The sequence below is a fragment of the Streptomyces sp. TP-A0356 genome (genome assembly GCF_001417775.1).
Classification (GTDB): domain Bacteria; phylum Actinomycetota; class Actinomycetes; order Streptomycetales; family Streptomycetaceae; genus Streptomyces.
The window spans coordinates 104,121-117,627 of record NZ_BBZJ01000030.1; the positions used below are offsets into that span (position 1 = coordinate 104,121).

Annotated in this window: 4 protein-coding genes; all 4 read right to left on the reverse strand. The window is 74.2% G+C overall.

Going from position 1 to position 13,507, the window contains the following annotated elements:
* A partial coding sequence (locus ASC56_RS31355; RefSeq protein ID WP_055494983.1) for an acyl-CoA dehydrogenase family protein occupies positions 1 to 1,707 on the reverse strand: 1,707 nt, incomplete at its 3' end.
* Entirely contained in the window at positions 1,704 to 3,338 is a 1,635-nt protein-coding gene (locus ASC56_RS31360) for a PfaD family polyunsaturated fatty acid/polyketide biosynthesis protein (RefSeq protein WP_055494968.1), read from the reverse strand. The genes ASC56_RS31355 and ASC56_RS31360, both read right to left, overlap by 4 nt.
* Before the next feature lie 24 nt (positions 3,339 to 3,362).
* Positions 3,363 to 10,913 carry a type I polyketide synthase gene (locus tag ASC56_RS42295; RefSeq protein WP_055494969.1) on the reverse strand — a complete coding sequence of 2,517 codons (7,551 nt, stop codon included), beginning with the start codon at positions 10,911 to 10,913 and terminating at the stop codon, positions 3,363 to 3,365.
* A gap of 104 nt (positions 10,914 to 11,017) precedes the next feature.
* The coding region (locus ASC56_RS31370; protein WP_159039738.1) for an SDR family NAD(P)-dependent oxidoreductase at positions 11,018 to 13,507 on the reverse strand (2,490 nt) is incomplete at its 5' end.

Sequence of the window (13,507 nt, forward strand, 5' to 3'; positions counted from 1 at the left end):
GGCCTCCTGGGGCTTCGCGGCGAGGCGGACTGGGGTGGCGGTGAAGAGCACGCCCTGCTCGCGCAGAGCGGCGAGGGTGTCGAGGGCGGGCAGCAGGTGCGGGCCGCACCACCGGGGATCGGTGCCCTCGGCGCGGGCCAGCAGGTAGGCGAGTGCGGCGCGCAGCCAGCCGGTGGCGCCGGGCTCGGCGCCGTAGAGCGGGCGTTCGCGATTGGCCCACCACAGGTGGACGCAGCAGGCGGCCCCGTGCAGCCAGGCGTAGCGCTCGGCGAGGTCGGCGAGGGCGTTGGGGTCGGCGCCGGGCCGGCGCGCGGCCTCGGCCTGCGCGGCGAGGCCTGCGGCGGCCACGGACAAGCGGTCGACGAGGTCTGAGGTGTCGTGGTCCAGCGCCGCGCGGACGGGCGCGGCCACGGTCGGCAGCCCGCCCAGCACCGGGTCCACGCCCCGCGCGATCAGGTCGAGGCGGGCGGGCTCGTAGGGCGGCAGCTCGGCGTCCAGGGTGAAGATGCGGCGCAGGGTCTGCGGCGCAGGCGTCTCGGTGGTGGCGAGCAGGGCGGGCAGCTGACCGCAGTAGGCGCGCAGGTTGGCGTACGGGCTGGCGTCGATGACGCGGACCACGGCCGAGTCGCGCTGCAGCTTCTGGAACACCCCGTCGCCGGGGGCCTGCTCGCGCAGCACCGAGCGGGTCGCCAGCACGGTGCCGCAGCGGCGCAACAGGTCCTCGGCGGCCTCGGCCACCAGGTGCTTGGCGGCCAGGCCCCAGACGCTGAACGCCTCCGGCACCACGTGCACACCGCGGGCGGCCGAGAGCGCCACCGCGTCCGCCGCCAGCAGCGCGGCCGACGCGATCGACGACTCCCGTGCCGCGTACGGCGTCGCGGACAGCACCGTACGGCCGAAGCGGCGCTCGGCGGCGAAGTCCAGCGTGAGTCGGAGGGCGGTGTCCGCGATGCCGAGCGAACCCGCCATGCTCGTCAACCGCACCGCCTGCTGCGCCCGGATGGCGACCTCCAGGCCCTCGCCCTCCTTGCCGACCTGGGCGTCCCACGGCACCGGGAAGGCGTCGAAGCGCACGGTGGCGAGGTCGATGCCGCGCATCCCGCCGGTCCGCGGCGCCGGCAGCCGGCTCAGATCGTCGGGGTCGATCGTTTCGTCGGTCAGATCGAGCAGGAAGGAGGTGAAGGCGCCGGGCCCGCGTTCACCGGTGCGGGCCACGACGTAGATCGCCTCGCACCGCAGGCCGTTGCCGACCAGCCACTTCTCGCCGTGGAGCAACCCGTCCGCGTCGAGCCGCACTTCTCCGGCGAGCAGGTCGCTGCCGTGTTCCGCTTCGGTGAGCGCGAAGGCGACGGCGCCGCCGTCCCGCAGGATGCGCGCCACCCGCTCCTGCTGCTCCCCGGTGCCGTGCAGGTGCAGGCAGGTGGCGGCGATGATGCTGAACATGGTGCCGGGCATGATCGTGACGTCCCGGCGCGCCGCCGCGCGGACCAGCGTGAGGCTGCGGTCGAAGGACTCGAAGGCGCCGCCCCACTGCTTCGGCAAGTAGTTGAGGTGGAAGCCCGCGTGGCGCAGCCTCTCGCAGAGCTGCTCGGGGAAGGCGTCCGCCTCGTCGCGGGCGACGGCGGCGGCGTAACCGTACGGGTTGGCGGGGTCGCCCGGGTCGCCGAGCAGTTGCTCCAGCGCCTCGGGGGTCAGGTCGGCGCTCACCTGGCACCTGCCGTGGGTGCCATGCCGGCCGGGGTCTCCAGCGGGACGGGACGGTAGTCGCAGGCGCCGGCCGGGATGTGCACGCCCGCCAGGCGCAGTTGGGCGAGGCGGGTGTGGAAGGCGGCGCCGCGCATCAGGTGGTGGGCGACGTCGGCGACCCGGCGGTTGCTGGGGTTCTTCAGGTAGCTCCCCGTGACCCAGTCGTTGAAGGAGCCCATGGCCGGTCCGCACCAGATCTGGTAGTCCTGCGCCCGGTCCTGCTCCCCCGTCACCGCCCAGCGCGACGCCATGCCCAGGTACCAGCGGAAGACCAGGGCCATCCGGCGCTTGGGGCTGCCCGCGGCGCGGGTGAGCTGGTCCGGGTCGCGGCGCTCGAAGTAGGTGACGCAGTCCTGCCAGACGTCCTGAAGTGGGCGGCGGAAGATCTGCTGCTCCAACCGGGCGCGCTCGGCGGGGGGCAGCGCCTCCAGGCCGTCGTACGCCTGGTAGAGCTGGTAGAGGCGGCGGGCACGCATCGGGAAGAGCGTGCCCTTCTTGAGCACCTGGAGGTCGACGCCCATTTCGAACATGTCGGCGGCCGGGGCCATCTCGCAGTCCGCGATGCCGGCCTCGGCGAGCATCGCCTTCGCCGCCGGGGAAGCCCCGGACTCCAGACAGGACTGGTTGACCGAGCCGGTGACGACATAGGCCGCGCCCATGGCGAAGGCCGCCGCGACCGCGACCGGCGTGCCGAGGCCGCCGGCCGCGCCGACCCGGATCGGCACCGGGTAGCGGTGCTCGCGCTGCACGTGGTCGCGCAACCGCAGGATGGCCGGAAGCAGTGCGGGAAGCGGGCGGCGGTCGGTGTGGCCCCCGGAGTCGGCCTCGACGGTGATGTCGTCGGCCAGCGGTAGGTGGTGGGCGAGCGCGGCCTGCTCGGCGGTGATCAGTCCCTGCTCCAGCAGGGCGCTGACGGTGGCTGCGGGAGCAGGGCGCATGAAGCGCTCGGCGGTCTCCGGGCGGGAGATCTTGGCGATCAACCGGTTGTCCGCCACGATCCGCCCGGCCCCGTCCCGCCGCAGCCCGGCGAGCCGGTAGCGCACCACGTGTGGGGTGAGGTCCATGTAGGCGGACGCCTCGACGCAGCGCACGCCGTGACGCAGGAACAGCCCCACGGCCTCGCGTTCCAGCCGGTCCTCGCTGGGGCTGTGGATCAGGTTGACGGCGTACGGCAGGCCGGGGATCTCGGTGGCGAACCGCAGCAGCGCCTTCTCGATCACCTCGGGCAGCAGTCCGGCCGCGCCGAAGGAGGCCAGGAAGCCCTCCCGGGCCAGCGCGACCACCATGTCGGCGGAGGCGATGCCGCCTGCCATGGCCCCGGCCATGTAGGGCCGGAGCACGCCGTGGGCGGCGGTGAAGGCGGAGGAGCCGAGCCGGTGCGGGGGCAGCGGGGCGGCGGCGGCCAGGAGGTGCGGGCCCTGGCCGGTGGGGGCCGCGGTGCCGCCGGAGACGGCGCCGGGGCCCTGCGGGGTGCCGACGATGAAGCAGGGGTTCTCCAGGTCGGCGAGGACCTGGTAGACGCCGGCCGAGTCCGTACTGGGCGAGCCGTCGCCGTACCAGCGCAGGGGGGTCTGGGGGTGCGTGGTGGACATGGGAAACGCAGCTCCTAGGCTGGTTCAGGCGTGGGCGGGGGCGGAGCGAACCTCGATGGCCGCGTCGGTGAGTTCGTAGATGCGCAGGCCCGGCTTCCACAGGTCCGCGTCGGCGATCAGCAGCAGCCGGTCGGCCTCCCGCCGCACCTCCTTGATGTGCACGTCGAAGCGGAGTTCGCCGTCGTTGCGGAGGATCTGGCCGCGGTACTTCCAGCTCATCTCCACGCCGGTGGCCATCGCGAAGCGCGGGTTCCCGATGCCCTCGGCCAGTCCTTGTTCCAGCACGAACAGCCGCATGGCCTGCAGTACGGCTTCCACCCCGAGCGAGCCGGGCATCACCGGGTCGCGGTGGAAGTGGCAGTCGAAGTACCACTCGTCGGGGCGCACCTGGCGGCAGCCGTGCAGGTAGCCGGCGCCGTGCCGGCCGCCGTCGGCGACCAGGTCGACGTGGTCCACCAGGTGGAAGTTCTCGCCGGGCAGATGCAGGTGCCCGGCGGCGGGGTCGGTGAACGCCGGGGCGTCCTCGGTGAGTTCGATGCGGCGCACCCGCTCGGCGGCGGGCGGCTCCTGCTCGATCCACGGCGCGACGTAGCTTCCGTTGTCCAGGCCGACCTGGTTGGCGAGCGCGGCCTCGCTGAAGTAGCCGAAGAGGGATTCGCCCGTGTAGAAGACCTCGCCGTCCGCGGAGAGCTCGTAGGAGAAGTTCTGCAGCACGGCGCCCGAGACGGCGCTGGTCATGAGCAGCTTGGAGTGGTGGCGGATGGTCTTGCCGCGCAGGTCGACGTCCTTGACCAGGGTCGCCCGGCCGTCCAGGTTGCGGATGGAGTACTGCTGCTGCGGTTCCTTGAGGGTGGCGCCGAGGTAGTAGCCGAGGAAGATGGCCGCCTGCAGCGAGGTCTCCATGTACACGCAGTTGGGCATGTGCGGGTGGGAGTTCTGCCGGTAGTACCAGGCGTCCGCGGGCGAGTCGTACTCGGTGACCATCTCGGAACCGGGGCCCAGGTCGCCGCGGGTGCCCTTGAGCGACATCACCCGGTCCACGAACTGGAAGTCGCCGTTGGGGATGTAGGGGGCGCGGCTGCCGCGGTAGATCTCGAACTCCGGGCCCATCGCCATGTCCAGCAGGCCCTTGGCGGCGTGCGCGAGGTGCAGTTCGTTGATCATCGCTGGTTCGCCGCTGCGGTTGCGGCGACCGAGGAAGGCGGGCACTCCCCCGGTCTCCGGACGGTACGGGGTGCCGTCCTTCTCCCGCACCTGCAGGCCGAGGTTCCGCATCTTGATGACCGGCTTGTCGCCCAGGTAGACCAGGATGTCCGCCATCACGGTCGGCCGCGGCAGCAGCGTGACCTCCATGATCTCGACCTCGTAGCGGATCTCCCGGTGCTCCGGGGTGACCTGGCCGCGCACCTGGACGTCGATCCGCTCGTCGGTGACGGTCTGGAAGCGGGCGTCCGGCAGGGTGAGGTGCATGCCCAGGTAGAGCAGGTAGATCTGGAGCAGCTGCACGGCGCCCTCGGCCACCAGCGAGCCGGCCAGCACGGGGTCGTCAGGGAAGTGGCAGGTGAAGTACCAGGCGTCCGGCTCCAGATGCTTGACGGCGCTCAGCTTGCCGAGGCCGCGCGGGCCGCCGAGGCGGTCCACCGTCACCTCGTCCACCATCCGCAGCATCGCGTCCGGCAGCCGCAGAGCGGGATTGAGGGCCTCGTCCTGGGCGTGTTCGGGACCGAAGACCTCACCGTGCCGGCCCTGCGCCAGCAGCTCCAGGTCGGCAGTGGTGAGCAGGGTCTTGCCGGTGCGGGCGAGGGGCTTGAAGTAACCCTTGGTCAGGGCGGCGCGCTCGGCGCGCTCGCGGTCGGTGATGACGACGCCGAGCGAGGAGTCCAGCTCCTGCCTGCTGAAGAACCCGGCGCAGGCGTCGCGGAGTTCGAGGATCAGCTCACCGTCGGCGTAGCAGTTGTAGCTGAAGAAGAACAGCGTGGTGTCGCCGTTGTGCACGAAGCGGTCGATGGAGATGTCGTAGCGCAGCGTCTGCCCGGCCCGGGGCAGCCCGCCGCGGAAGATCAGCGAACTGTCCAGCAGGCGGTAGACCCGCTCTCCCTTGTTGCGGAAGTCGATGCCGAGGTAGCTGACCAGCAGCAGGTCGCACTGGCCGGCCTCGACGGTGACGGCCGGCGGTGCGCCCTCGTCCACCAGGTACCAGGCGTCCTCGGGGATGTCGTACTCGGTGGTGATGGTGGCGGGGCCGAACGTGCCGGTCCGCGCGTCCAGCCTGGTCACCCGGGTGACGAAGTGGTACGGCGGTGCGGGCAGGCGGACGCGCCTGGCGTAGGCGTCGATCGGCGCGAACTCCGGGCCGAACACCTTGGCCACCGACCCGGTGGCGAACTCCAGCAGCGCGGCCTCGTCCCAGATCACCCCCTCCAGCGGGGCGTTTTCGGGCGCCTCGGTTGTGGCCGGGCGCGCCGGGGCGGGCGCGGGCGCCGGGGGCAGCGGTACGGGCTCAGGCGCGGACGCCGCCGGGGGCAGCGGTGCGGGCTCGCCCTGCAGGGGGACGGCCGGCGACGCCTGCGGGGAGATCGGCTCCCCGACGAGCAGGGCCTCGGCGCGGCTGAGGGTGCCGTCCTGGAGGACGCGCTGGGTCTCCATGACCACCGAATGGGTGGCGATCATCTGACGGCGCAGCTCCCGCACCAGGTCCGCGGCGGGCACGCCGGTGCCGTTCGCATGTGCGGGCGCGTCCGGGGCCGTCGGTGCGGTGGGGACGTAGGGGAGGACGGAGGCTGCGGTGGCGGGCTGCTCGGGGCTCGCCGGTGCCCACGGCAGGAAGGCGATCGGGTCGCCGTCGAAGCCGATGGCCTCGGGGTCCGCGACGGTCGGGTCGGCGGGCATGGGATCGGGTTCCTCCGGTGCGGTGGACGGGACGGGGGCGGAGGCAGGTGCGGGAACGGGTCCGGAAGCGGGTCCGGAAGCGGAGGCGGCGGGCACGGTCGCCGGGGTGGCGACCGGCTGAGCAGCTGGCTGATGGGCCGTCAGCAGGCTGACCGCCGGGGCGATGACACGCACCCCGCGGGCCACGCGCTCGGGCAACGGGTCGCCGCCGCCCACCCGGAAGCGGGCGGTGCGCCGGGCCGGGACGGGCGCTTCGGCGTCGGCCTCCGCACCGAGCAGCGCCGCGAGGTCCACCGGCAGGCCGTGCCCGACCAGCCGGGCGGCCATCTGGGCGATCGACCTGGTGGCCGGCACGCCGCGCCGGTCCACGCAGACCGCGACGTGCGCCTGCTCGACGAGGGTTTCGCGCACCCAGCGGGAGCAGGTGGCGCCGGGGCCGACCTCGAGGAAGTAGCGGTAACCGTGGTCGTAGGCGGTGCGGATCAGGCGCGGGAAGTCGATGGTGGAGCGCAGGGTGTGCGCGATGCGCCGGGCGATGCGCTTCCGGTCGAGGCCGGGCAGCTGCTGGTAGTCATAGGCGGAGAACAGCTCCAGGCCCCCGATGGAGCCGGTCGGGTAGTCGTTCAGCCCGGCCAGGCCGTCGAGTTCGGCGTCCACCACCGGGCAGTGCATCACCACGCCGACCGGCGAGCGCGCCGCCGGGCAGCCCAACTCCTCGATCAGCGCACGGCACTGCGCGGGATCGCCCGCGATCACCAGCTCGCCGGGGGTGTTGACGTGGGTGAGGAAGACCCGGTCGTAGCGGGCCAGCGCGGCCTGCGCGGTCCGCTGGTCGGTGAGCAGCACGTGTGACGCCCACAGGTCCTTGTCCGGGGTCCCGGCCGGGATGTCCTGCCACAGTTCGCGCACGGTGCGGCGCGGGCCGACCAGGCGGTCCCGGAAGATCGGGGTGGTGCTGATCAGATCGTCCCGGCGGCCCTCGGCGAGCCAGCCGTTGGTGGCGAAGAGCATGCTGGACTCGCCCAGGCTGTAGCCGAGGCCGCCGTGCGCGGTGACGCCCAGTATCTCCCGCACCAGGTGGGTGTAGAGGATGGCGAAGCTGGTACCGGTGGCCAGCATGAACGGCACGTCCTCGCCCAGCGCGGACTCCAGCTCCATCAGCTCCCGCCGTCCCGGCGTCACGAAGGTGCGCGGGTGGAGCAGGGCGGAGCGCAGCTGCCGGGCGGGTTCCTCGGCCTGCGCCTCGAAGTGCTCCAGCAGGCCGGGAAAGGCGCGGAACAGGTCCTGGCCGAGGCCCGGGTAGGAGTTGAACGCGCCCGGGTAGACCAGCGCGACCTTGCCCTCCGGGCCGATCGGGCAGGCGGTGAAGTAGGAACCGGCCGGGGTGGCCCACTCGCCGCCGGCGGCGTGCGCGCCGGGGATGTCCCGGGCGGCCAGTTCCAGTTGCAGGCGAAGGTCGGCCGCGTTCCGGCCGACGAGCACCGCGCGCAGCGACGTGCCGGGGAGTTCGCGGGCGGCCGCGCGGGCCAGCGTCAGCGGGTCGGCGCCGCCGTGCAGCAGGCCGCGGTGCCGCTCGACGGAGGCGAGCAGGCCGTCGAGGCTCGCAGCGGAGAGTGCCAGCAGGATCGGGCCTTCGGCCCGCTCCCAGTCGGCGGCCACCGCGCGCCCGCGGGTCCCGTCCGCGGAGAGCACCAGGTGCGCGCATGCGCCGTGGGATCCCAGCATGCTCACGGCGGCGTGCCGCCGCGCCCGCCGGGAGGAACGCAGCCAGGGCTGCGAGCGCTCGGGTACATAGAGCGCGGACGTGGCGAAGCCCTCCACGAACTCCGCGGCCGGCCGCTGCCACCCGGCGGTGCCGGGCAGGTACCCGTGATGCAGGCAGAGCACGGTCCGGATCAGCCCCGCCATCCCGGAGGCGCACCCGGCGTTGCCCAGCTGCGCCTTGGCGCTGCCCAGCGCGACGGTGCGTGTGTGGTCGACGGGGCTGCCGGGGGCCGGGGCATCGCCGAACGGGTCCGGGGTGTCGCCGGAAGCGCGCACTGGACGTTCGCCACGCTCCGGGGCCGCGGCGTCGGGCGGGGCGGCCGCCCCTTCGGCGAGGCCCTGGCGGGAGGCTGCCACGGCGCCCGCGGCGGCGGCCGTCGGGCCGTCCTCGGGCGCGTCCTCTGCCGCCGTGCTCGGCTCGGCCTGACCGGCAGGGCGGTACACCCGTGCCAGTGCGGTGAGTTCGGTGTCGTCTTCGGGCTCGGTACCTGCCGCGTGGGCCTCGACGTAGCCGACCTCCGCGGCGGAGATCCCGGCGGCGGCCAGGGCCGCCTCCGCGGTGGCGGCCAGCGTGTCGGTGTCCGCCTGCGGTGCCGCGCCGTCGCGGGTCCGGGTGGTGCGCAGGGCGAGGGAGTCCAGGCGGGCGTAGACGCGGCGGCCTTCGGACTCACCGCCGCGGGTGACGACGACCGCGCCGGCGCCCTCGCCGATCCGCACGCCGCGTGCGCCCTCGGCGAAGGTCAGGCCCGCCTCGGAGACCGCGTCGGGGTGCAGCAGCAGGTGCTCCGCGGAGCCGGTGAGGTCGACCGCGCCGACCAGCACCGCCTCGACACCCGGATCGAGCAGCAGCAGCCGGGCGACCTCCAGGGCCTCTGCGGTGCCCGAGCCCTCCGAGGAGACGGTGAACGACGGACCGGTGAGGTTCCACAGCGAGGAGATACGGCTGGCCATGACGTTGCCGATGTAGCTGAGCACCTCGTTCGCCACGATCGGCGGCACCACCGCGTCCCGGCCCACCGCCGCCACTTCGGCGAGCTGCTGCTCCGTCAGCTCCACTCCCGCGGCCTCGAACTGCTCCCGCAGGAAGCTGCCCAGCGTGTACCGGGTGAGCCTGGCGTGCGTGTACGGCTCCAGCTCCATCGCCACCACCACCGCGATCCGCCGCGGCTCGGGTGCGCTCGCGCCCGGCGGGATGGCCCGGCTGTACCCGGCATCGCGCAGCGCCTCGTCGGCGACCTGGGTGGCCAGCGCGTGCTGGAGGTTGTAGGTGCGCAGGTCGGCGGGTGGGATCTTGTGGTCGACGGGGTCGATGTCCACCCCGTCCACGTAGGCGCCGCGCGGCACGGACTCTCCTGCCAGCCCGGCCCGGTCCAGCGTTCCGCCGCCGGTCTGCTCCAGGCCGCGCCAGCGCCGCTCGGGCAGCGGGCCGAACGCGTCCGCGCCCGCGTGGACGGCCCGTTCCAGCGCGTCCACGCCGTCCAGCGGGCCGAAGTGCGCGCCCAGGCCGACGATGTCCAGCGCGGGCAGCTCGGCCGGGGGCTCCTCGACGGGCTCCCAGGTCTCGGCGGCCTCGGGTGCGGAGAGCACGACGTGCGCGTTGGTGCCGCCGAAGCCGAACGCGGAGACGGCCGCCCGCAGCGGTCCCACCCCTTCGGGCCAGGGCCGGCCCTCGCGGACCAGCACGTCCTCCCCCACCCGGCCGTCGCTCGAGCACACCGGCTGTTCGACGCCGATGGTGGGCGGGATGTGGCCCTCGTTCATGGCCAGGACGACCTTGAGCAAGCTGCTCAGTCCGGCGACGGTGAGCAGGTGACCGACGTTCCCCTTCACCGAGCCGATCAGCGGTACCTTGCCGTGGCGGCCGAAGAAGGCGGCGACGGACTCGGCCTCGGTGGCGTCGCCCAGCGGGGTGCCGGTGGCGTGGCACTCCAGGTAGTCGATGGCGGAAGGGTCCACGCCGGCCTCGGCGTAGGCGAGTTCGTACGAGGCGAGCTGGCCGCCGGCCTGCGGGACGAGGAGGTGGCGTCCGCTGCCGTCGTTGCTCAGGCCGATGCCGTCGATGACGGCGTGGATGCGGTCGCCGTCCCACAGCGCGTCGGCGAGCCGCTTCACGGCGACCACCCCGGCGCCCTGGCCGGTGAGGATGCCCTCGGAGCGGTTGTCGAAGGGCTGGCTGAAGCCGCTCTCCGGGTAGGCGCGCAGGTCGCTGAAGGAGAGGTGGATGAGGGTGGGGTCCGGGGCGCAGACGCCGCCGGCCAGCACCAGGTCGGCCTGCCCGGCGGCGAGGTGGGCGCAGGCCAGTTTGAGCGCGTAGAGCGCGGAGGAGCAGGCGGCGTCCAGGGCGTAGCGCGGGCCGCCGAGGCCGAGCGCGGCGGCAGTGACGGCCGCCGGGGAGCCGCTGACCCGCAGGTTCTCGCTGCGCAGCAGGTCGGCGTCGACCAGCGGGGCGCCCGGCGGGAGCCCCGCCAGCGCGGGCAGCCCGGCCTGCCGCAGGCCCTCCAGCACCGCCTCTCGGGCCAGCGGGATGCTGATCCGGGCCGAGGTGGGGGTCGGGAAGGAGTAGTTTCCGAGCACGAGCGCGGTGCGGGCGAGGGTCTCCGGCTGGGCCTCGTAGCCACTGTCCCGCAGAGCCTCACGGGCCGTGTAGAGCGACCAGTGGAAGATCCGGTCGAGGCGGGCGAGTTGCTCGGGGTCGAGGCGGTAGCCGGTGGGGTCGAATGCGAAGTCGGTGATGAAGCCCCCGCGGCGGCAGTAGATGCGGTGCTGCGGGTCGAGGTCGGCGTCCTCGGGCGTCGCGCCGAAGATCTCGTCACCGCCCTCCCGGCGTGCGTCCGCCCCACTGCGCAGGTTCTGCCAGAACTCGGCGGGGGTGCGGGCGTCCGGGAAGAGACAGGACAGGCCGACGATGGCGTACTTGCTCATCAGAGCGAGGTCCCTCCGTAGTCGGTCGGCCCGGCCGGCAGGCGCGCAAGGCGCACCGGCCGGGCCGACCGGGTCAGGTCGTCAGTCGGATGCGGACGGGCCGGTCAGCCGATGACGAACTTGGCCGTGAGCCGGGGTGCCGAGATCACGGACACGTCGTGCAGACGCATCAGCACCCGCCCGTCGGGGGCACAGGCCGTGACGGTGAGTCGGGCCTCGGCGCCCGCGCCCCCGGAGCCGGGCTGCACCAGGACGAGGAAGGGCTCGCCATCGGGCAGCGGGTGGTGCAGTTCGGCGCGGCCGACGGCCAGGGGGAGCCCGGCACTGCCCCGGAAGAGCCGCACCCCCACCAGGGCGGCCTGCAGCAGCAGGTCGGCGGTGCCGGGGGCGTAGTGGGCACCTGCGAAGGCGCCGCCCGCGGTGCGGTGCTCGGTGAGGGCGCACTCCAGAACGAGCCGGGACTCCTCCTCGGCGAGCACCCGCCGGATGCCGCGCAGTGAGGGGCCGTGGAAGAGGGTGCCGTCGGTGTAGAGGCCGTCGGCGGCCCGGCCGCCGCCCAGCGCCGGCAGCCCGGCGACGGGCGCCTGCGGCGCGGCGGGCGCGGCGTCCAGCACGGCGGCGTAGTGCGGCCGCACCGCGCCGTCCCGGCTCACCGAGCGGATGGCCACTTGTACGGTGCCGGGGGCCTCCGGCAGCGGGCTGATGACGAGGCGGCAGTTCTCCGGCTGGCTGCCGTCGAAGACGATGCCCTTCTGCACCGAGAACTCCCGCACCTGGCGGACCTCGCCGCCGGTGGCGCGCTCCACCGCGCCGATCGCCCACCCGAGGGCCACGGCCGCCGGGAGCACCGGGGCCTCACCGATCACGTGGTCGGCCACGATCGGGTCCTGGGCCAGCTCGGCGATCCGCCGCTCGACGGTGAGGGAGGCGACGGGAGCGGCCGGGACGCGCTCGGAGAGCGGGGTGGTCGGCCCGAGCACGGTCACCACGTCGTCCGCGCGTGCGGCGGCGAACTGGTCGGCGAACATCGCGACGCCGGTCTCCTGCGGGATGAGGGTGATCCCGCGCTCCCGGAAGACGGCCTTGATCTCGGGGGAGACCATGCCGCTGTCCCAGGCGCCCCAGTTGAGCGAGGTGACCCGAGCACCAGGGTGGCGCCGCTTCCAGGAGGACGCCCAGGCGTTGAGCGCCTCGTTGGCCATCGCGTAGTCGGACTGGCCGCGGTTGCCGAAGAAGCCGGCGACCGAGGAGAAGAGCACCACGTGCCGCAGCGCGTCCGCGTCCAGCGCGGCCGTCACGGCGCGCAGTCCCGCCAGCTTGGGCGCGAAGACCCGCTCGATCTCGGAGGCCTTCTTCTGCGCGATCAGCTGGTCGGCGAGCACCCCGGCACCGTGCACCAGGCCGGTGACCCGGCCCCGGTAGGGCGCGAGGGCGGTCGCCGTGGCCTGCGGGTCGGTGATGTCCACCGCCACGTACTCGGCGTGGCTGCCCGCCGCGCGCAGCGCGTCCAGGGTCGCCCGCACCTCTCGGCAGCCGACGACGGCCCGGTAGGCCTGCTCGACCCGCTTGGGGGTGGGCTTCTCGCCCGCGGCCTTCAGGTCGGCGACGGCAGCGGCCTTGAGCGCCGCGGCGTCCTGCACCCCGTGCGCCCACTCCGGCTCCTCCTCCAGCGGGGTGCGGCCGAGCAGCAGCAGGCCCGGCTGGTGGCGCCGCGCCAGCTCCACCACGCAGGCCGCGGTGATGCCGCGCCCGCCTCCGGTGACGACCAGCAGGTCCTCGGAGCTCAGCGGCTGCGGCCGCGCACCCACCGGGTGCAGCGGCTGCTCGCCGAGGGCGAGGGTGACGCGGCGGCTACCGTCATGGCCGACCTGGACGGGCTCGGTGGCCGCGTCGTGCACCTCGCCGAACACCAGCGCGGCGGCGGCGCCGGGCGCCAGGCCGGGGGCCAGATCGATGGCCCGGCAGAAGACCTTCGGAGCCTCCACGGCCAGGGTCTTGACCAGGCCGGCGACGCCGCCGATCGGCGCCACGTGCTCGTCGACACCGCCGAGGCCGAAGGAGCCGTCCAGCCGGGTGACGGTGGTGTAGGCGGTGCGGCCGAAGGTGGCGGCGGTGCTCAGCGGCTCCACCAGGTGCTTGGCCACCAGCAGGGTGTGCGCCAGGCGGCGCACCCCCTCCGCCCAGTCCGCCGGGGGCACCGTGTACAGGTCGAGCACCAGGCTGATCCGCTCGCCCAGCGCCTCCTCGACCCGCGCGGCGAGTTCGGTGACGCCCCAGCCGGTCAGCGCGTGGTCCACCGCGCCGTCCACCCGCTGCGGCACGCCGGGCAGCCGCAGCACGTGCACCTTCCAGCCCTGCGTCTGGAGCCTCGCGGCGATCTCGGGGGCCAGCTCGCCGCCGTCGTCCACCAGCAGCGCGCCGGAGGACTCGGGGTAGGCGTTCACCAGCTGGTCGGGCACCGGCAGCTCGGCCAGGGCGGCTTGCGCCCGGCCGATCCGGCCGCGCTCCGGGGCCGCTTCAGGCCCGGGCGCCGGGGCCGGGGCGGAGTCGGCGGACTGGCCGGCCTGCGGGGCGGGGGCATCCTGGCCGGATAT

Bases quoted from the DNA above. Each gene is read 5' to 3' on its own strand.
- ASC56_RS31360 (WP_055494968.1), bottom strand. From the start codon at position 3,338: ATGTCCACCACGCACCCCCAGACCCCCCTGCGCTGGTACGGCGACGGC.
- ASC56_RS42295 (WP_055494969.1), bottom strand. From the start codon at position 10,913: ATGAGCAAGTACGCCATCGTCGGCCTGTCCTGTCTCTTCCCGGACGCC.